Origin of the sequence: Exiguobacterium sp. SH0S2, from assembly GCF_004337185.1 — a bacterium.
In the GTDB taxonomy this organism is placed as follows: Bacteria; Bacillota; Bacilli; order Exiguobacteriales; family Exiguobacteriaceae; genus Exiguobacterium; species Exiguobacterium aurantiacum_A.
Genome location: NZ_SJVB01000003.1, coordinates 279,479 through 297,365, shown reverse-complemented (window position 1 = coordinate 297,365; position 17,887 = coordinate 279,479). Strand labels below are relative to the sequence as shown.

Here is a 17,887-nt window from a genome sequence, read left to right as displayed (position 1 = left end):
ATCCGTCGTTTCCGTTTATGATGGGTCATGTATGGCTCTTAGATGAGCGATTTAAAGGAGGAAATGCCATGTCAACAGTACGTTTCGATTATTCTAACGCCCTGTCTTTCGTCGGGGAACACGAAGTCGATCAAATGCAAGAAACGGTGAAAGCACTCCATTCGGTCATCCACGACCGGAGCGGTGCCGGCAGCGATTTTCTAGGCTGGGTCGACCTTCCAACGAATTTTGATACGGATGAGTTCGCACGCATCAAGGCGGCCGCTGAACGAATCCGTGACAACTCGGACGTCCTCGTCGTCGTCGGAATCGGTGGGTCGTATCTCGGCGCTCGTGCAGCCATCGAGATGCTGCAACATTCATTCTTCAACGTGTTGTCAAAAGAGGAGCGTAACGCCCCGCAAGTCTTCTTCGCGGGCCACAACATCTCGTCAACGTACATGACGGAGTTGCTTCAAGTACTTGAAGGCAAAGAAGTCTCAGTCAACGTCATCTCGAAATCGGGAACGACGACAGAGCCGGCAATTGCTTTCCGTGTCCTCAAGCAGTTCATGGAAGAGAAGTACGGCCAAGACGGCGCCCGCGAGCGCATTTATGCGACGACAGACCGTGCCCGTGGCGCTTTGAAGACGCTCGCTGATGCAGAAGGTTACGAGACGTTCGTCATTCCGGACGATGTCGGTGGACGGTTCTCTGTCCTCACACCAGTCGGTTTGCTTCCAATCGCGGCGGCAGGCATCGATATCGATGCCCTCATGGAAGGTGCGCGTGACGCGGAAAATGCCTACAGTTCACCTGAACTTTCAGAGAACGAGGCGTATCAGTACGCGGTCGTCCGTAACGCCATGTATGCGAAAGGTAAATCGATCGAACTTCTCGTCAACTACGAGCCGGCACTTCACTATGTATCAGAGTGGTGGAAACAGCTTTACGGCGAGTCAGAAGGCAAAGACAACAAAGGGATCTTCCCGGCGGCAGTTGACTTCTCGACTGACCTCCACTCGATGGGACAATACATCCAAGAAGGTCGCCGCGACTTGTTCGAGACGGTCATCCGTGTCACGAACGTCCGTCACGCGTTGAACGTCCCTGAAGACGCACAAGACCTCGACGGCTTGAACTTCCTTGCCGGTGAGACGATCCAATTCGTCAACGACAAGGCGACGGAAGGAACGCTCCTCGCCCACACGGACGGAAACGTGCCGAACCTCGTCGTCGAATTGCCAGAGATGACGCCATATCATCTCGGCTACTTGTTCTACTTCTTCGAGAAGGCGTGCGCGATGAGCGGCTACATTCTCGGAGTCAACCCGTTCAACCAGCCAGGTGTTGAAGCATATAAAGCGAACATGTTCGCGTTGCTTGGAAAACCAGGTTACGAAGAACAAAAAGCTGAGCTTGAAAAGCGCTTAAACCAATGATTTGTTGTAGGTCCGCCTCGGCGGGCCTATTTTTTTGTTTGAAACTAGGGTGAGACAAGGTAAAGTGAGAGTAGACACGGGAAAGAAAGGGATGGACTATGTTGACATTCACGGACTACTATCACAATAAAGTCGAGTTGAGCTTCGAGCACTATCCATTTTCGGATACGCCGCTTCACGTCTGGGTCGTCGCCCGCTATGCGGACAAATGGGTGCTCACGAAGCATAAGCAGCGCGGACTCGAATTTCCGGGAGGGAAAGTCGAACCCGGAGAACACGAGGATGACGCGGCGATTCGGGAAGTGTACGAGGAGACGGGAGGCATCGTCAAGACGCTCCATTATTTAGGGCAGTACCGGGTGCTCGGGCGTGGCGACACCGTCATCAAAAATATTTATTTTGCGGAGATCGAGCGGTTCGAGGATCATCCGGCCGTCGATGAGACCGATGGGGCCGTCTTGTTGGACACGTTACCGACGAACCTGCTCCGTAACGGCCGCTACAGTTTCATGATGAAAGATAAAGTGTTGCCCGAGACGATGAAAGTACTCCATGACAAAAAGTTGGTTTGATCGAGTCGACGTCCTGCCTCCTTATGCGGGATACCCCGTTCATCGAGGTTGGTACGAGACGAGTGACGGGGAAGAAGTCGTCGCCTATACGATCACGCCAAAACGCCCGAACGGCCAGGTGCTGTTTTATTTACGAGGCGGCACCGGAAGGATCGGTGACGTCCGGTTGCCTCGGCTGATGCAATTCGCGGCGAAAGGGTTCCATGTCGTGGCGCCGGTCTATCGCGGAAACCACGGGGGGACCGGGAAAGAGGATTTCGGAGGCGCCGACTTAGAGGACGTCGTGTCTCTGTATGACCGCGTTAGCCGGACGCACCAGACGATCCACGCCCTCGGCTTTTCCCGGGGCGGCATGATGGCGTTGTCGCTCGCATCAAAACGTCCCGTCACGTCGGTCACGTCGTGGGCGGGTGTGACGAATTTGGAGTGGACGTATGAAGAACAGCGTTCGATGCGGAAGATGTTGCGCCGGATGACCGGGGGAGACCCGGAGGCGGTCCATGAGGCGTATGTCGAACGGTCTCCGCTCTTCAAAGACTGGCAGGCGCCGACGCTACTCATTCATGGGACGGACGACGAGCAAGTCCGGCTTCGTCATGCGACCGCCCTCGCCGACAAGATCGGTTCGCAAGCAGAGCTTTGGATCTTGCCGTTCGCCCATCAGCTCCCGTTCTGGGAAAAATGGAAGACGACGGACCGAGCGATGGATTGGATGTTGGCGATTGCAAGAAAAAAATGACTAGTACCCGAGCGGGGTACTAGTCATTTTGAGTTAAAAGACGATTGGGCCGGCCGCGATGACTTTCTCACTCGCTTTCGTGAATCGTTTAAAGTTTTGTTGGAACTTCAAGGCGAGCGCTCGCGCTTCGACATCGTAATGAGCCGTATCTTTCCAAGTGTCACGTGGGTTGAGCACGTCTTGTGGGACGCCATCGATATGGACCGGGATGTCGACGTTGAAGATGTCGTGCTTCACAGTGTCGACGTCACGCAATTGACCGTTGATCGCGGCGTTCACCATGGCCCGTGTGTAGCTGAGCTTCATACGTGACCCTTCACCGTAAGCCCCGCCGGTCCAACCCGTGTTGACGAGGTAGACGTCGACGTTATGCTGCTCGATCAACTTACCGAGCATGTCGGCGTACCGTTCCGGGGCGAGCGGCAAGAACGGTGAGCCGAAGCAAGTCGAGAACGTTGCTTGTGGCTCAGTCACGCCGCGCTCCGTGCCGGCTAGTTTTGACGTGTAGCCGGATAGGAAGTGATACATCGCCTGCTCTTTCGTCAACTTGCTGATCGGCGGGAGCACCCCGTAAGCATCGGCCGTCAAGAAGACGATCGTGTTCGGGTGACCGGCCCGTGAAGGGAGCATCGCGTTATCGATAAATTGAATCGGGTAAGCTGCTCGCGTGTTCTCGGTAAGCGAGATGTTTTTGTAGTCGGCTGAGCGGTCTTCGTTCAAGACGACGTTTTCAATCAACGAGCCGAAACGGATGGCGTCATAAATTTGCGGCTCGTTCTCACGCGACAAGTTGATCGTCTTGGCGTAGCAACCGCCTTCGATGTTGAAGATGCCGTCTGGTGACCAACCGTGCTCATCGTCACCGATGAGATGACGTTCCGTATCGGCCGAGAGCGTCGTCTTGCCCGTGCCCGATAGTCCGAAGAAGAGCGCCGTCTCCCCGGCGTCCGAGACGTTGGCCGAGCAATGCATCGACAAGACGTGCTGTTCAGGTAATAGGAAGTTCATGACCGAGAAAATCGATTTTTTAATTTCGCCGCCGTATTCTGTTCCCCCGATCAGAATGGTACGTTTGGCGAACGAGACGAGGATAAACGTTTCTGAGTTCGTCCCGTCAACTGTTGGGTCGGCCTTGTAGCTCGGTGCATAAATGACCGTGAATGGGTCAAACGCAGCTCTCGTCGGCCACTCTCGCAAGAACAACTGCTTCGCGAACAAGCTGTGCCACGCATACTCGGTGATGGCGCGTACCGGTAGCGTGTAGTGCTCATCTGCTCCAGCCGAAGCTTCGAGATAATACAGCTTCTGTTTCGTCTCGAGATGAGTGAGGACTTTGTCGAGAAGAGCGGTGAACTTGTCTTCTGCGATCGGCTGATTGACCGGACCCCAGTCCACTAACGAGTTGCTGACTTCATCTTGGACGACGAATTTGTCTTTCGGTGACCGCCCTGTGAATTTCCCTGTACTGACCGATAAAGCCCCGTCTTTCGTCAGTACGCCTTCACCGTTACGAATGGCTTCTTCCACCAGTTCTGGAACCGTTAAGTTCCGTAATACATCGGCACCCTTAATTAATTCTTCGATTTTCAGGAGCGTAGTCGCCATCCTGAATCCCACCTTTCCCCTAAATAGATGTGGATGAAATCCGCATACTTCCGCGATTAATTAGTATGACACTTTTTATTATATGTGACACACTAATCAAAAACAAGCATTTCTTTACCCTTTAAAGTAAGCGCTTTCTTACAAAGACATTCTAACATATTCTGTATAAGCGGGGAGTGAAAAAACGGAAACCGTCAAAAAAATGTTTGATATTTCACAAACATAAATGATTTCCGTGATTACGAAGAAATTTACAAATTAAGCGGATACGCTTGACAGAACGGTATGGCATTTATATGATGGTGTTCGTAACGGATACTCTTATTCTGAGCGGTGGAGGGAACAAGGCCCTACGAAGCCCAGCAACCGTCCGATCCTGTAGTCTTTTTCGGAAAAGGTGCTATCCTGAAGCGAAGCGACAGCTTCGAACGATAAGAGGGTAAGGAAGAACGATTCAACCTTTCCCATTGAACGTGGCGAAAGGTTTTTTTCATTACCGTCCCAAAGCAACGCGTAAGGGGAACGAGTACCGTCCACACATCACCCTTATTAATAGGAGGTTTTTCGAAATGTCAAACTTGAACCGTCGACTTTTCACTTCGGAGTCCGTCACTGAAGGACATCCGGATAAAATTTGTGACCAAATCTCAGATGCGATTTTGGATGCAATTTTGGCTGAAGATCCAAACGCCCGCGTTGCGGCTGAGACGTCTGTCACGACAGGTCTCGTGCTCGTAGCTGGTGAAATCACGACATCGACTTACGTGGATATCCCGAAAGTTGTACGTGAAACTGTTCGTGAGATCGGCTACACGCGCGCCAAATATGGTTTTGACGCTGAGACTTGTGCTGTACTCACAGCAATCGACGAGCAGTCGGCAGACATCGCACTCGGTGTCGACCAAGCGCTCGAAGCTCGTGAAGGTCAAATGACTGACGAAGAAATCGATGCGATCGGTGCCGGTGACCAAGGCCTCATGTTCGGTTATGCAACGAACGAGACACCTGAACTCATGCCGCTCCCGATCTCACTCGCTCACAAATTGTCACGTCGCTTGGCAGAAGTCCGCAAAAACGGAACGCTCACTTACCTTCGTCCAGACGGTAAGACGCAAGTAACTGTCGAATACGACCAAGACAACAACCCGGTCCGTATCGATACGATCGTCATCTCGACGCAACACGCAGAAGACATCACGCTCGAGCAGATCCAAGCGGACCTTAAAGAACACGTGATCGAAGCAGTCATCCCGGCTGAACTCATCGACGCCGAGACAAAATACTTCATCAACCCGACTGGCCGTTTCGTCATCGGTGGACCACAAGGTGATGCAGGTCTTACAGGACGTAAAATCATCGTCGACACATACGGTGGATACGCTCGCCACGGCGGTGGTGCGTTCTCAGGTAAAGATCCTACCAAAGTTGACCGTTCGGCAGCATACGCGGCCCGCTACGTGGCGAAAAACCTCGTGGCAGCTGGACTTGCTGACAAAGCGGAAGTTCAACTTGCATACGCGATCGGTGTCGCACACCCGGTTTCAATCGCGGTGGACACGTTCGGCACTGGTAAATTGAGCGAGACTGAGCTCGTTGAACTCATTCGTGAGAACTTCGACCTTCGTCCGGCCGGCATCATCAAGATGCTCGACCTTCGTCGCCCGATCTACAGACAGACAGCAGCTTACGGACACTTTGGTCGCACAGACGTTGAACTCCCATGGGAGCAGACGGACAAAGCGGCAGTGCTTGAAGAAGGCGCAAAACGCTTCGCATAAGCAATAAAAAACGACCTTTCTCGCGAAAGGTCGTTTTTTATTATGCTTGTGGTTTATTTTCGTTTGTTGCGTTCTCGTTGCCGAGTGCCGTATCTTTCGCCTCGACGACTTTCTCACCAATATCTTGCAAATCTGATTTTGTTTCCTGGGCCGTCTCGACGACTTTGTTCACGTCTTCTTTGACCGTGTCGACTTCACCGACAACTTTTTCATAGACGTTTTGCACATCGGTCGACACTTCTTGAATCATACCTGACGCCGATTTCACTTGCTCGATGACTTGAGACGCTTTACCGGCCGGATCTTCTTTGATCGTGTCGACGAGACCGCCGACAGACGACTTCGCATTCGTGAGCGACTGTTTCGTCGTCTCGCGGTTCGACGAGCTAAGTAGGGCGATCAGACCGCCGACGAGCGCACCGAGAAGCATCCCGGTCACGACGTTGATTCTAGGACCACCCGAGTTGGTTTGGTCGAATTGGCGATTCGGGTTGTTAGCGTTAGCTGCGTGCGGATCGTTTTGTAATGTTGGTTCCATGTCTAAACACTCCTTTGTAAGTTGGCATTGGTACTCATATACCCTAGTTAAAATAGAAAATAACGTTCTGCTTGATTTCGACACGAAAAAGTAATAGAAGGGCAGGATATTTTTTACGTGATGGGGAATGATAGTACTAGATTGGCCAAAAGGGGGAAGCTGTTATGAAGATGCGGGAAGCCGTACCAGAAGATGCCGCCACGATTCGAGATATCGCACTTGCGACCATCAGTGTGACAGATGACGTTCGGTCTAAGGTGATGGAGCGCGCCTATCAACAAGAAGAGATCGTCCGGGCCATCGGTTCGAGTGAAGAAGCGAAAGAACAGTTGTTCATCGTCGGTGAGGCCGAAGGAGACGTTATCGGGTTTTACCATGCGATCGACCGCGGTGATACGTGGGAAGTGCTTCGTCTCTATCTTCATCCGGCTCACCATCGCCAAGGACTTGGGGCAGAACTGCTGACACATCTCCAAGAGCGGAAAGCGCAACCGATCGAGCTGTACGTCGAGAGTTCGAACGAGCAGGCGATCGCGTTCTTAAGCCATCAAGCGTTCACCGAACTGAACCGAATTCAAGAAGAAGTGTACGATCAACCGATGGAGCTCATCCATTTGCGTTACGACCCACGCTAAGACTCCAGACGGATTTTCTTTCAAACATCAGTCAGCGGCTGATGTTTTTTGTTAGAATTGATGAGACATACTAATAATGAGGTGACAGCATGACATATGAAGAAGAATCACGAAAAGGGGTCATCGTGATCGTTTACCCGTTGCAGTTCACGTCCCGACTCAGCGAAGCATTTTTGCAGCGACTCAGTGTCGACTATGAGGTGCTCGTCGTGACCGGACAGACGGTCGGACTAACGGCAGAAGACCATAAACAGCTGATCAAGAACACGCTACGGGAAGCGAGTCAGTCCAAACTACCGATTCACGTCATCGCCTTCAGTCTCGGGGCGCTCTTGACGAACCGCCTCCTGCAAGAGTACGACGTGCCGCTCGGGAGTTTGACATACATCTCCCCGCTCTTTGATTGGCATTCGTCCCGCCAAATCGGCGGGCTCAAACAAGTCGTCGCCAGTGCGGTCGACCGGTTCCGCCCCGATTTGCCGCTCAGTATGATGACGTTCACCGGTGGTGGGGAAGAGTCATCTCGTTTCGGCGAGATCACATACGCGCAGTACCGCGAAATCGAAGAAGAGATCGTCGAGCATCAAGAGGAGAAGAAACATTTACCTCGCTTACCGCTCGCTTGCTTCTACGCGCCGGACGATCGTTTCGCCGACGTGAAGCTGACGTTGAACGTCTGCCGCAAAATCGGCGGCGACCAAGTCTACATCCGTCGACTCGAAGGGTTCCCGCACTTTGGCTATGAACGGTTGAACACGAAGTTCGCGGAGACGCTGTTAACGTTTTATGAATTGATTCGGGAATAAATAACAGGCGACTCGCGTGAGTCGCCTGTTTTCATGCCCGTTTTTCGATCGCCACGATGAATGGCGGATGATTGATTTGGTTGACGAAACCGTAACGGAGGACGCCGGCTCGTTTTTGGTCGAGTGACTCGACGTACGTGAGCACCTCGTCCCGCTCGACTTTCCCGCTCTCATGGCCGTGGTAGATGACGACGACGATGACACCGCCGACGGCCATCACGTCGAGCAATTGCTCGAGGGCGTCGATCGTCGTGTTGCCGGTCGTTGTGATCGACTTGTCGCTCCCGGGCAAGTAGCCGAGATTGAAGACGGCCGCCGTGATCGGGCGGGTTTCATCCGCGACGACCGCCTTGACCGTGTCGTGGCTGTCGTGGACGACCGAGACACGATCAAGCAGATCGGCGGCGGTGATGCGGTCTGTCGTCGCCTTGACTGCCGCCTCTTGGACGTCAAACGCGTAGACGTGGCCGCTTCCGACTCGTTCTGCTAAAAACAATGTATCGTGTCCGTTGCCGGCCGTCATATCGATGGCGACGGCACCGTCTGTAACGTGTTCACTTAATAGATGCTTCGCGAACGGTAAAACTCTCATTAATCCCATAGATCTCATCCTTCTTTTTTCCTTGGAAGGAATCACGACGTTCCAACTCGGCGTTGATAGCGTTCAAGACGGCCATTTTGTGCCGGCTCCACGTCGGTCCGATCAATAAGTCGGGTGGACCGTCGCCCGTTAATCGATGAATCACGATTTCAGGCGGTAAGTACTCGAGCTGATCGCAGACGAGCGAGACGTATGTCGTCTCGTCCATGAGTTCGAGCAGCCCCAACTCGTATTGTCTGGCGAGCGGCGTCTGTTTTAAGACGTGGAGCAAATGGATCTTGATTCCTTGTATATCCATTTTAGCAACTTCTCGGGCCGTGTCGAGCATCATGTCTGGCGTTTCACCGGGAAGCCCGTTGATGATATGGACGCAGACGGAAATGTTCCGGCTCCGCAGTTTCGCGAGACCATCGAGGAACGTCTTATAGTCGTGACCCCGGTTGATCTTTTTCGCGGTTGAATCATGGATCGTCTGCAGGCCGAGTTCGACCGTGAGTGACGTCCGCTCGTTCAACTCAGCGAGATAGTCGACGACGTCGTCTGGCAGACAGTCGGGACGTGTCGCGATCGACAGGCCGACGACGCCTTCTTCTGCGAGTGCCGGTTCGAACAGCTCGCGCAAGCGCTCTACAGGTGCGTACGTGTTGCTGAACGCTTGGAAGTAGGCGATATACGACGCCTGCTTCCATTTCCGATGCAGACGGGCCGTGCCCTCGGCGAACTGGACCGGGATCGGATCACAGGCGTTGCCGGCAAAATCGCCGCTGCCGTCATCCGAACAGAACGTGCAGCCGCCTTTTGAGACGAGGCCGTCGCGGTTCGGACACGTGAAGCCGCCATCGAGCGGGACTTTGAACACTTTCTCGCCGAATTCGCGACGATACGCTTCATTTAATTTGTGGAATCTAGCTTGGCCAAACGGATTATTCAATGCTATCCTCTCCTTCCTTGCTCATGCTATCACAAGGTGGAGCTTGCTTTACTTCATAATAAGTAAATTTTCTTGACAGTTATGTAGCGTTCCGTTAGCTTGGAGAAGGACTCATCACAGATTCGGCCGTCGTGCCGGATTTTTTATCGTTTAAAGGAATGAAAGGAGTAACGGGTATGAACAATAAAATGCCGATTTCGGTATGGATTCTAGTCATTGCGATGGCGCTCAACACAACGGCGGCGTCTTTTTTATGGCCATTTAACACACTCTACATTAATGGATATTTAGGCGAGTCGATGACGCTCGCAGGTATTGCGCTGCTCGTCAACTCAGCGCTCGCCATCGCTGGTAACTATATCGGCGGGACGTTGTTCGACCGCATCGGCGGGAAGCGGACGCTTGTCATCTCGGTCGGGCTGTTGCTCGCGAGCTCGCTCGGCTTCTTATTGTTTCATGCCACGTTCTTCGGGTATTTGGCATGGCTCGGTTTGATCGGGTTCTCGGGTGGGCTCGTCTTTCCGACCGTGTACGCGTTTGCCGGTTTGATCTGGCCTGAAGGCGGCCGGCGCTCGTTCAACGCGATCTACGTCGCCCAAAACGTCGGTGTCGCCCTCGGGACGGCGATGAGCGGTCAGATCGCGCGTATCAACATCGAGTGGATCTTCTATGCGAACTTCTTCTTGTCGGTCCTTTTCGTCGTTGTGCTGTTGTTCGGCCTGCGTTACTTGAAAAACCCGGGTCGCCCAATCGTCCAATCTCAGCTCGAGGCCGCGGCGACGACGCTCTCTGGCGCGACGATGAAATCGCTGTGGTTTGTCGCCATCGGTTATGCCGCACTCTGGTTCGTCTACGTCCAGTGGCAAGGAACGATCGCCGTCCATTCGAAAGACCTCGGTGTGACGATTAGCCAATATTCACTGCTGTGGACGGTCAACGGAGCGTTGATCGTGTTCGCCCAACCGCTCCTCAACCGGGCGCTGCGCTACTTTGAAGACGATTTGAAGCGCCAACTCGTCGTCGGTGCCATCATCTTCCTCGCTGCTTTCATCATCGTCCCGTTCGCGGGAGGATTTACGATGTTCATGGTCGCGATGATCGTCATGACGATCGGTGAGATGTTCATCTGGCCGGCCGTTCCGACGATCGCCGCAAAACTTGCACCTCCAGGTAAAGCCGGACAGTTCCAAGGACTCGTCAACATCGCCGCGTCGGTCGGACGGATGATTGGACCGACGCTCTCAGGACTCACGTTCGATTTACTCGGGATGAACGCTGTGTTTGGATTGCTGCTTCTACTCATTATCACAGCGCTGTTCTTCTTTATGAAAATCAGTTCGTTGAATCGTCAAACTTGATTCGAATTGCACATCGACCGCGTATTCAATTCGCATGCGATGTTGCAATCTCATTTAAAATCTAGGTAAAGGATCCTTTCACATAATCGTTCCGTCGTTTCCTGTTTCTAGCCGATGAGGAGATGTACACCATGAACGAAGAAGTCAATTTACTCGTGCTCGCGACCCAATACATGTTTTGGGTCGGATTTGTCGGAATGGCCGCCGCGACACTCTATTTTTTAGTGGAACGAAACAGCCTTGACCCGGAATATCGTTCCGTCGCCACGGTCGCTGCCTTGGTCACGTTTGTCGCTGCCATTCATTACTATTTCATGAAGGACGCCGTTGGTGATTCGGGACTGTTGTCTGAGATCACAGGTTTTCCAACCGAGATTCGTTATATCGATTGGCTCGTGACGACACCGCTCTTGCTCGTGAAGTTCCCGCTTCTCCTCAATTTAAAGGGGAAGATGAAGTCGGGACTGCTGACGAAATTGATCGTCGCCGACATTATTATGATCGTCTCGGGATATCTTGGTGAATCATCGATCAACTTGAACGGCGGCTTCACGCAACTTGGATTGTGGGGCTATCTAGTCGGCTGTTTAGCATGGATCTATATCATCTACTTGCTGTTCACGAGTGTCACGAAAGCGGCGGAATCGTCGCCGGCACCGATCCGGAAAGCGCTGCTCAACATGCGCCTGTTCATCTTGATCGGTTGGGCGATTTACCCGATCGGTTACGCGGTCACGCTGTTCGCGACCGGGGTAGAGGTTCAGTTAGTGCGTGAGCTCATCTACAACGTCGCCGACTTGGTCAACAAGGTCGGATTCGGATTGATCGCTTTCTTCGCAGTGAAAACGATCTCGACGCTCAAACAAATTAAAACGTGATTGTAAGTTCACATTGACGTAGATTTTTATCTTGCGCTAGAATGAAGAGGTGAGATAAAAATTGCGTTGATAAGGAATAGTATCGTAGGGTCGATATTTTAGAGAGCCGGTGGTTGGTGTAAACCGGTATATGGACCGCGAGAACTCGCCTTGGAGCTGTTCGCCTGAACTAAAAGTAGGGTGAACCGAAGTTACGCCTCGTTACCGGCGTCTCAAGTGGCAGACATGCAACATGGGTGGTACCGCGGAGAGCTTTCAAGCCTTTCGTCCCATTTACCGGGGCGGAGGGCTTTTTATTATGCAGAGGAGGAAGAAATTTGAGCTATTTTAAACATCAAGACATCGAGCCGAAATGGCAAAAGCGTTGGGAAGAGAAAGATTCATTCCGGACGACGGAAGACCCGGACAAGGAATGTTTCTACGTCCTCGACATGTTCCCTTACCCGTCAGGAGCCGGACTTCACGTCGGTCACCCGGAAGGTTATACGGCGACAGATATCATCGCCCGTATGAAACGGATGCAAGGCTATAACGTCCTTCACCCGATCGGTTGGGACGCGTTTGGTCTTCCGGCCGAACAGTACGCCCTCGACACAGGGAACGACCCGCGCGAGTTCACGGAGCGTAACATCGGGACGTTCCGCCGTCAGTTGAAAGACCTCGGTTTCTCGTACGACTGGGACCGTGAGATCAGCACGACCGACCCGAAATACTACAAGTGGACGCAATGGATCTTCACGCAGCTCTATGAGCGTGGCCTCGCCTACGTCGACGAAGTGGCGGTCAACTGGTGTCCGGCCCTCGGTACGGTACTCGCTAACGAGGAAGTCATCGACGGATTGTCTGAGCGTGGGAACCACCCGGTCTACCGCGTCCCGATGAAACAGTGGGTGCTCCGCATCACGCATTACGCCGAGCGGTTGCTTGATGATTTAGAAACACTCGACTGGCCAGAGAGCGTCAAAGAGATGCAACGCAACTGGATCGGAAAATCGGTCGGCGCCGAAGTCGACTTTAAAGTCGACGGGCACGATAAAGTCGTTACCGTGTTCACGACGCGGCCTGATACTCTTTACGGAGCGACGTACGTCACACTCGCGCCGGAGCACCCGTTCGTCAAAGCGATTGCGACGCCGGAACAACTCGTCGCGGTCGAAGCGTACGCGGAAGAAGTCTCGAAGAAGACCGACCTCGAACGGACCGATCTCGCCAAAGAGAAGACGGGTGTCTTCACGGGCGCTTACGCGGTCAACCCGGTCAACGGGGAAAAACTTCCGATCTGGATCGCTGACTATGTCTTGTCGACGTACGGCACGGGTGCGGTCATGGCCGTACCGGGCCACGATGAGCGAGACTATGAGTTCGCGAAGACGTTTGACCTCCCAATCCGCGAAGTCGTCAAAGGCGGTAACTTGGATGAGGCGGCTTACACGGAAGACGGCGAACATGTGAACTCAGGAGCGCTCGACGGTCTCAATAAAGTCGATGCCATCGCCAAAATCATCGAAGAACTCGAACTTGCCGGCACGGGCCGGGCGAAGACGACGTATCGTCTCCGTGACTGGTTGTTCAGCCGTCAACGCTATTGGGGCGAGCCGATCCCGATCGTTCATATGGAAGACGGGACGCTCAAGACGGTATCGATCGAAGAGCTTCCGCTCGAACTTCCGATCATCGATGAGATCAAGCCGTCAGGCACAGGCGAGTCACCACTCGCGAACGCAGACGAGTGGTTGACGTACACAGACCCGGTGACGGGTGAGAAGGGTCGTCGTGAGACGAACACGATGCCGCAATGGGCCGGCAGTTGCTGGTACTACATCCGCTACATCGATCCGCATAACGAAGACATGATCGCCGATCCTGAGAAGTTGAAGCGCTGGCTCCCGGTCGACTTGTACGTCGGTGGGACGGAGCACGCGGTCCTACACTTGCTCTACGCGCGTTTCTGGCACAAAGTGCTCTACGACATCGGGATCGTCCCGACGAACGAGCCGTTCCAAAAGCTCTACAACCAAGGTATGATTCTCGGTGAGAACAACGAGAAGATGTCGAAATCAAAAGGCAACGTCGTCAACCCGGACGATATCGTCAAATCACACGGTGCCGACACGCTTCGTCTCTATGAGATGTTCATGGGACCGCTTGATGCGGCCATCGCGTGGTCGACAAACGGCCTTGACGGGGCACGTCGCTTCCTCGACCGTGTCTGGCGTTTGTTCGAACAAGCGAAACTCGAAGACGTCGCTGCGACGGCCGACTTTGAGCGCACGTACCATCAGACTGTGAAAAAAGTGACGGAAGATTATGAGGCACTTCGCTTCAATACAGCGATCTCGCAACTCATGGTCTTCATCAACGAAGCGTACAAGCAAGACACGTTACCGAAGCAAGAGATGGTCAACTTCATCAAGATGCTCGCTCCGGTCGCACCACACTTGGCTGAAGAGTTGTGGGAGCGTCTCGGGATGGCAGAAGAGTTGACGTATGCGGCGTGGCCGACGTTTGACGAGTCGAAACTCGTCAGCGATACGATCGAGGTCGTCATCCAAGTGAACGGCAAGCTCCGGGCGAAGATGCACGTGACGCGCGACGCTTCAAAAGAAGCACTTGAGGCGGAGGCACTCGCGAACGAGCGTGTACAAGAGTTCACTGAAGGAAAAACGGTCCGTAAAGTGATCGTCGTCCCAGGTAAACTCGTTAACATCGTCGTAGGATAAGTTAAGGAATGTGTGACATTGTCACACGTTCCTTTCTTTTTGGGGATGCCGTTTTCTTTTTGAGGCGGTTTTGTTACACTAAAGGGCGACACTGAATATAAAGGGGACTAAGCGTCCATGAAACGATCTTACGTACTGTACACGACGTTGTTTGCGGTCGTGGTCGGCGTGATTCTTTGTTACGTGTTCGTTTTTTCAGACGAAGACATTCAAAGCCAAATCGCTGCGACATTTGAAAAGATTGAGATTCAAACGAGTCATCAAGCGACGTCGATGCCTCCGGTCGAGGCCTCGCCAGACGAAGAAGACATCGATACGACCGATGCGCTCGAACAAATACAGAATATTGACGAAGTTTACTATAGCGACACGATCGGGGCTTATTTGGTCTTGACGAAAGACAACGACTTCTTTGAAGTGAGCGGAAACGCGAATCGAGTGAACGCTTCGCTCAAGCTCGAGACCGAGAATCAATCGTTCCCGCTCGGTGACTTTATCGGGATGCGTATGATTGCAGAAGATAAAATTTATGCCGTCACATCGACCGGTGTCATCGTGACGATCGAGCGAGAAGAAGGACGTTGGATGGAGCGCGAACGAAAAGCAATCGGCGGGCTTGTTTCGACCGATCGGCTGTTCGGGCTCGGGTACGACCAAGAGACGGAACGGCTCATCATCATGAACCGCACGGCAGCGGCGCCGGATATCGAACTCATCTACGTTCAAGAACGGATTATGAAGGCGGAAACGCCGGATGAAGCCGAAGCGACACCGGATGAGGAAGTCGACCCAGCAACGGATGAACCGGCCCAATCGGCTGAAGAAACGATCGAGACGGATGCTGTCTCTCCGGAAGATGAGGCACTTCAAACAGAAGAAACAGAAGACGTCGAACCGTTGACGGAGTGGACGATTGAATCACGCAAGCCACTCACGACGGAAGGGATGAGCGCCTCGATTCAACAGAAGTTTGAGAAGTTCCGTGGGGTCGGTCTTGTCGAACGGCAAGGACGGATTTACGTCCTCGATTCGGAAGAACTCGTGTTATACACGATCAACCCAGGCGAAGGGACGATGAACGGTCAAATGGTGACGCCTCGCGTCTACGGTTCGACCGGCATGTTCCTGCAAGACAATGAAATTTTTGCAATCGTACGACCAGACGTGTTCGATCTTGACGCGTTCGTCTCGGTCGACTGATAGGAGCGGATCAAATGAGTAAACGTTATTTTTATGAAGAAGTACGTCAGTTTCACGAAACGTTCGGTCACCCGGAAGCAAGCGTGCCGAGCCCGCTCGAACTTGACCGGGCCGTGAAACGGTCGGTCTGGACGGCAGAAGAAGCGGTCGTCGAATTTTTGCACCAGTCAGCCCGGACGGAAGACGAGTTTTTGCAAGCCGTCGCGACGTTCCAACAAGGGTTTGAGAAAGCCGTGCACAAATCGCTCCAAGAAGCGCCGCCGACGAACGACGTCGACCGGCTCGTCGGTCAAGGGGACGCGCTCACGGACGCACTCTATTTCGTGATGGGGAGTTTCGTCGAGCTCGGGCTCGACCCGGTGCCGCTGTTTGAAATCGTCCAGCGTGCCAACATGGCGAAACTCGGCCCGGACGGATTGCCGATCCTGCGCGCGTCAGACAATAAAGTCATGAAGCCTGAAGGGTGGATGCCACCTGAGCCGGAACTCGAGGCTGAGGTCCGTCGCCAAATGGCAGAAAAATAAGAGAGCGTGGTCACTAGGACCACGCTCTCAGATTGTTGATGAACCAAATCGTAAACAGCGATCTGGTTCATCTTTTTTTATGTTCGATGGCCTTAAGGCGCTCTGTCTAACATAAAATTGAAGTCGAGTCCGCAGTAGACCGATGTCGACCGTTTACGTTGCTCGTCAGACGGCGCCCCGACTCCTGCAGGAAAGCAATCCGACGGAGACCCAGCAGCGGATGCGGCTCCGGGATTACCTGCGGAAAGCGTGGGCGCCGATAGGACGAGCGATATCACTCCTGTTAGTCCACGCTTTCTTTACGTTGTAGGCTCGAGTGTGGAGAATTCCGCTGCATGTGACCCGGCGCAGTGGCCGGTCGTGAAAGCGGCCGTAATGTTATAGCCGCCCGTGTATCCATGAATATCGAGCACCTCGCCGGCGAAGAACAAACCGTCTGCTTTCTTTGACATCATCGTCTGCGGGGCGATCTCTTTGACCGAGACACCACCGCCCGTGACGAACGCCTTGTCGAAGTCGAGCGTACCTGTCGCGTGCAGTTCGAACGTCTTGAGACGCGTCGCGAAATCGATGACCGATTGTCGTTTCAACTGGCTCGCGTCCTCTTCGCCGAAAGCGAGTTCAGCCAAGAGGAGGTCGAGCATCCGTTCCGGGATGAACCCTTTCCAGACGTTTTTGACGGCGCGTTTCGGCTGGGCTTGGACTTGGTTCCACAACTCTTGAACGAGCTCGTCGCGCGCCATGTCTGGGAATAAGTCGAGTGACAGTGCGACGACCCGTTCTTTGCTGCGCTTGCGTTCTTTGATCGTATATTGACTGCATCTGAGTGCGATTGGACCCGAGATACCGAAGTGGGTGAAGATCATGTCGCCGCGGTGCGTTTTGATCGGCTTGCCTTTTTTACCGTGCACCGTGAGTGCGACGTCACGAAGCGATAGCCCTTGCAACTGTTTCGTCCCGATGAACGAATCGTTCAAGAGGATCGGCACTTCGGTCGGGAACAGCTCGGTGATCGTGTGCCCCGCTTTCTCGGCCCACGGGTAACCGTCGCCGGTCGAACCGGTGTGGGGGACGGATTGTCCGCCGACGGCGATGACGCAAGCTTTGGCCTCGATCCGTTCCCCGTCTTCTAGCTCGACCGCCTCGAACTCATTTGCTTCATTAAAATGGAGCGTCTTCACTTTCGCGTTCTTCCGAATCTCGACACCGAGCGAATCAATCGCGCGGAGGAGCGTGTTGACGACGTCCTGGGCCTTGTCCGTCACCGGGAACATCCGGCCGTTGTCTTCTTCTTTCAACGGGATGCCGAAGCCCGTGAACAAATCGATGATGGACTGATTATCGAACTGGGCGAGGGCGCTGTACAAAAAGCGGCCGTTCCCAGGAATGAACTGAATCAACTCGTCGACCGGTTTCCGGTTCGTGACGTTACAACGCCCGCCGCCGGAAATGGCGAGCTTGCGTCCGAGCTTAGAACCTTTATCAATCAGGAGCGTGTTCGCCCCGGCTTTTGCGGCTGCATAGGTCGCCATCAGGCCGCTTGGGCCTCCTCCGATGACGATGACATCTTTCATCATAGTA

General features: G+C 53.5%; 16 protein-coding genes, 1 riboswitch and 1 other annotated feature. Of the genes, 11 read left to right on the top strand and 5 right to left on the bottom strand.

Annotation, left to right across the window (positions count from 1 at the left end):
- Positions 1-68 precede the first annotated feature (68 nt).
- From EVJ21_RS10155 to EVJ21_RS10145, 3 genes are all read left to right on the top strand, one after another.
- Complete coding sequence (locus EVJ21_RS10155; protein WP_131463882.1) at positions 69-1,421, top strand: glucose-6-phosphate isomerase; 1,353 nt, start codon at positions 69-71, stop codon at positions 1,419-1,421.
- A 98-nt stretch (positions 1,422-1,519) separates the two neighbouring features.
- Positions 1,520-1,993: an RNA deprotection pyrophosphohydrolase gene (ytkD, locus tag EVJ21_RS10150; protein WP_131463880.1), complete on the top strand. Its 474-nt coding sequence runs from the start codon at positions 1,520-1,522 to the stop codon at positions 1,991-1,993.
- The gene (locus EVJ21_RS10145; RefSeq protein WP_131490426.1) at positions 1,974-2,732 is read left to right on the top strand and encodes an alpha/beta hydrolase family protein; all 759 of its coding nucleotides are present in this window, start codon (positions 1,974-1,976) and stop codon (positions 2,730-2,732) included. Before ytkD ends, EVJ21_RS10145 begins: the two co-directional genes overlap by 20 nt.
- Positions 2,733-2,765: 33 nt before the next feature.
- Here the strand turns inward: EVJ21_RS10145 and pckA are convergent, their stop codons facing one another.
- Positions 2,766-4,337 carry a phosphoenolpyruvate carboxykinase (ATP) gene (pckA, locus tag EVJ21_RS10140; protein ID WP_131490425.1) on the bottom strand — a complete coding sequence of 524 codons (1,572 nt, stop codon included), beginning with the start codon at positions 4,335-4,337 and terminating at the stop codon, positions 2,766-2,768.
- 318 nt (positions 4,338-4,655) lie between these two features.
- Positions 4,656-4,775: riboswitch (SAM riboswitch) on the top strand.
- 131 nt (positions 4,776-4,906) lie between these two features.
- Between pckA and metK the strand changes: the two genes are divergently transcribed.
- On the top strand, positions 4,907-6,115 hold the full coding sequence (metK, locus tag EVJ21_RS10135; RefSeq protein WP_070329402.1) for a methionine adenosyltransferase: 1,209 nt from the start codon (positions 4,907-4,909) through the stop codon (positions 6,113-6,115).
- Between the two features lie 40 nt (positions 6,116-6,155).
- On the opposite strand, the gene EVJ21_RS10130 is transcribed toward metK, so the two are convergent.
- Positions 6,156-6,653: a YtxH domain-containing protein gene (locus EVJ21_RS10130; RefSeq protein ID WP_070329403.1), complete on the bottom strand. Its 498-nt coding sequence runs from the start codon at positions 6,651-6,653 to the stop codon at positions 6,156-6,158.
- 164 nt (positions 6,654-6,817) lie between these two features.
- Here EVJ21_RS10130 and EVJ21_RS10125 point away from each other — a divergent pair, with 164 nt between their 5' ends.
- Complete coding sequence (locus EVJ21_RS10125; protein ID WP_071397869.1) at positions 6,818-7,288, top strand: GNAT family N-acetyltransferase; 471 nt, start codon at positions 6,818-6,820, stop codon at positions 7,286-7,288.
- Between the two features lie 89 nt (positions 7,289-7,377).
- The gene (locus EVJ21_RS10120; RefSeq protein ID WP_070329405.1) at positions 7,378-8,094 is read left to right on the top strand and encodes an alpha/beta fold hydrolase; all 717 of its coding nucleotides are present in this window, start codon (positions 7,378-7,380) and stop codon (positions 8,092-8,094) included.
- A gap of 31 nt (positions 8,095-8,125) precedes the next feature.
- Here EVJ21_RS10120 and mnmM read toward each other — a convergent pair whose 3' ends face one another.
- Positions 8,126-8,695: a tRNA 5-(aminomethyl)-2-thiouridylate-methyltransferase MnmM gene (mnmM, locus tag EVJ21_RS10115; protein WP_070329406.1), complete on the bottom strand. Its 570-nt coding sequence runs from the start codon at positions 8,693-8,695 to the stop codon at positions 8,126-8,128.
- Entirely contained in the window at positions 8,649-9,626 is a 978-nt protein-coding gene (mnmL, locus tag EVJ21_RS10110; RefSeq protein ID WP_131490424.1) for a tRNA modification radical SAM protein MnmL/YtqA, read from the bottom strand. Before mnmL ends, mnmM begins: the two co-directional genes overlap by 47 nt.
- A 176-nt stretch (positions 9,627-9,802) precedes the next feature.
- On the opposite strand from mnmL, the gene EVJ21_RS10105 reads away from it, so the two are divergent.
- The 5 genes from EVJ21_RS10105 to EVJ21_RS10085 all read left to right on the top strand — a co-directional run bounded on the left by EVJ21_RS10105 (position 9,803) and on the right by EVJ21_RS10085 (position 16,306).
- Positions 9,803-10,984 (top strand): MDR family MFS transporter, encoded by a 1,182-nt coding sequence (locus tag EVJ21_RS10105; RefSeq protein ID WP_131490423.1) that lies wholly within the window; start codon positions 9,803-9,805, stop codon positions 10,982-10,984.
- 131 nt (positions 10,985-11,115) lie between these two features.
- Positions 11,116-11,862 (top strand): bacteriorhodopsin-like, encoded by a 747-nt coding sequence (locus tag EVJ21_RS10100; protein ID WP_131490422.1) that lies wholly within the window; start codon positions 11,116-11,118, stop codon positions 11,860-11,862.
- A gap of 57 nt (positions 11,863-11,919) precedes the next feature.
- Positions 11,920-12,137, top strand: a binding site (T-box leader).
- Between the two features lie 42 nt (positions 12,138-12,179).
- On the top strand, positions 12,180-14,582 hold the full coding sequence (gene leuS / locus EVJ21_RS10095; protein ID WP_131490421.1) for a leucine--tRNA ligase: 2,403 nt from the start codon (positions 12,180-12,182) through the stop codon (positions 14,580-14,582).
- 117 nt (positions 14,583-14,699) lie between these two features.
- Positions 14,700-15,782, top strand: coding sequence for a hypothetical protein (locus EVJ21_RS10090; RefSeq protein WP_131490420.1), 1,083 nt, complete (start codon positions 14,700-14,702; stop codon positions 15,780-15,782).
- A gap of 14 nt (positions 15,783-15,796) precedes the next feature.
- Positions 15,797-16,306, top strand: a complete 510-nt coding sequence (locus EVJ21_RS10085) for a pyrophosphohydrolase domain-containing protein (protein ID WP_131441468.1) — start codon at positions 15,797-15,799, stop codon at positions 16,304-16,306.
- 299 nt (positions 16,307-16,605) lie between these two features.
- Here the strand turns inward: EVJ21_RS10085 and EVJ21_RS10080 are convergent, their stop codons facing one another.
- Entirely contained in the window at positions 16,606-17,883 is a 1,278-nt protein-coding gene (locus EVJ21_RS10080; protein WP_131490419.1) for a BaiN/RdsA family NAD(P)/FAD-dependent oxidoreductase, read from the bottom strand.
- Positions 17,884-17,887: the final 4 nt, after the last annotated feature.

Bases quoted from the DNA above. Each gene is read 5' to 3' on its own strand.
- EVJ21_RS10155 (WP_131463882.1), top strand. From the start codon at position 69: ATGTCAACAGTACGTTTCGATTATTCTAACGCCCTGTCTTTCGTCGGG.
- ytkD (WP_131463880.1), top strand. From the start codon at position 1,520: ATGTTGACATTCACGGACTACTATCACAATAAAGTCGAGTTGAGCTTC.
- EVJ21_RS10145 (WP_131490426.1), top strand. From the start codon at position 1,974: ATGACAAAAAGTTGGTTTGATCGAGTCGACGTCCTGCCTCCTTATGCG.
- pckA (WP_131490425.1), bottom strand. From the start codon at position 4,337: ATGGCGACTACGCTCCTGAAAATCGAAGAATTAATTAAGGGTGCCGAT.
- metK (WP_070329402.1), top strand. From the start codon at position 4,907: ATGTCAAACTTGAACCGTCGACTTTTCACTTCGGAGTCCGTCACTGAA.
- EVJ21_RS10130 (WP_070329403.1), bottom strand. From the start codon at position 6,653: ATGGAACCAACATTACAAAACGATCCGCACGCAGCTAACGCTAACAAC.
- EVJ21_RS10125 (WP_071397869.1), top strand. From the start codon at position 6,818: ATGAAGATGCGGGAAGCCGTACCAGAAGATGCCGCCACGATTCGAGAT.
- EVJ21_RS10120 (WP_070329405.1), top strand. From the start codon at position 7,378: ATGACATATGAAGAAGAATCACGAAAAGGGGTCATCGTGATCGTTTAC.
- mnmM (WP_070329406.1), bottom strand. From the start codon at position 8,695: ATGGGATTAATGAGAGTTTTACCGTTCGCGAAGCATCTATTAAGTGAA.
- EVJ21_RS10105 (WP_131490423.1), top strand. From the start codon at position 9,803: ATGAACAATAAAATGCCGATTTCGGTATGGATTCTAGTCATTGCGATG.
- EVJ21_RS10100 (WP_131490422.1), top strand. From the start codon at position 11,116: ATGAACGAAGAAGTCAATTTACTCGTGCTCGCGACCCAATACATGTTT.
- EVJ21_RS10090 (WP_131490420.1), top strand. From the start codon at position 14,700: ATGAAACGATCTTACGTACTGTACACGACGTTGTTTGCGGTCGTGGTC.
- EVJ21_RS10085 (WP_131441468.1), top strand. From the start codon at position 15,797: ATGAGTAAACGTTATTTTTATGAAGAAGTACGTCAGTTTCACGAAACG.
- EVJ21_RS10080 (WP_131490419.1), bottom strand. From the start codon at position 17,883: ATGATGAAAGATGTCATCGTCATCGGAGGAGGCCCAAGCGGCCTGATG.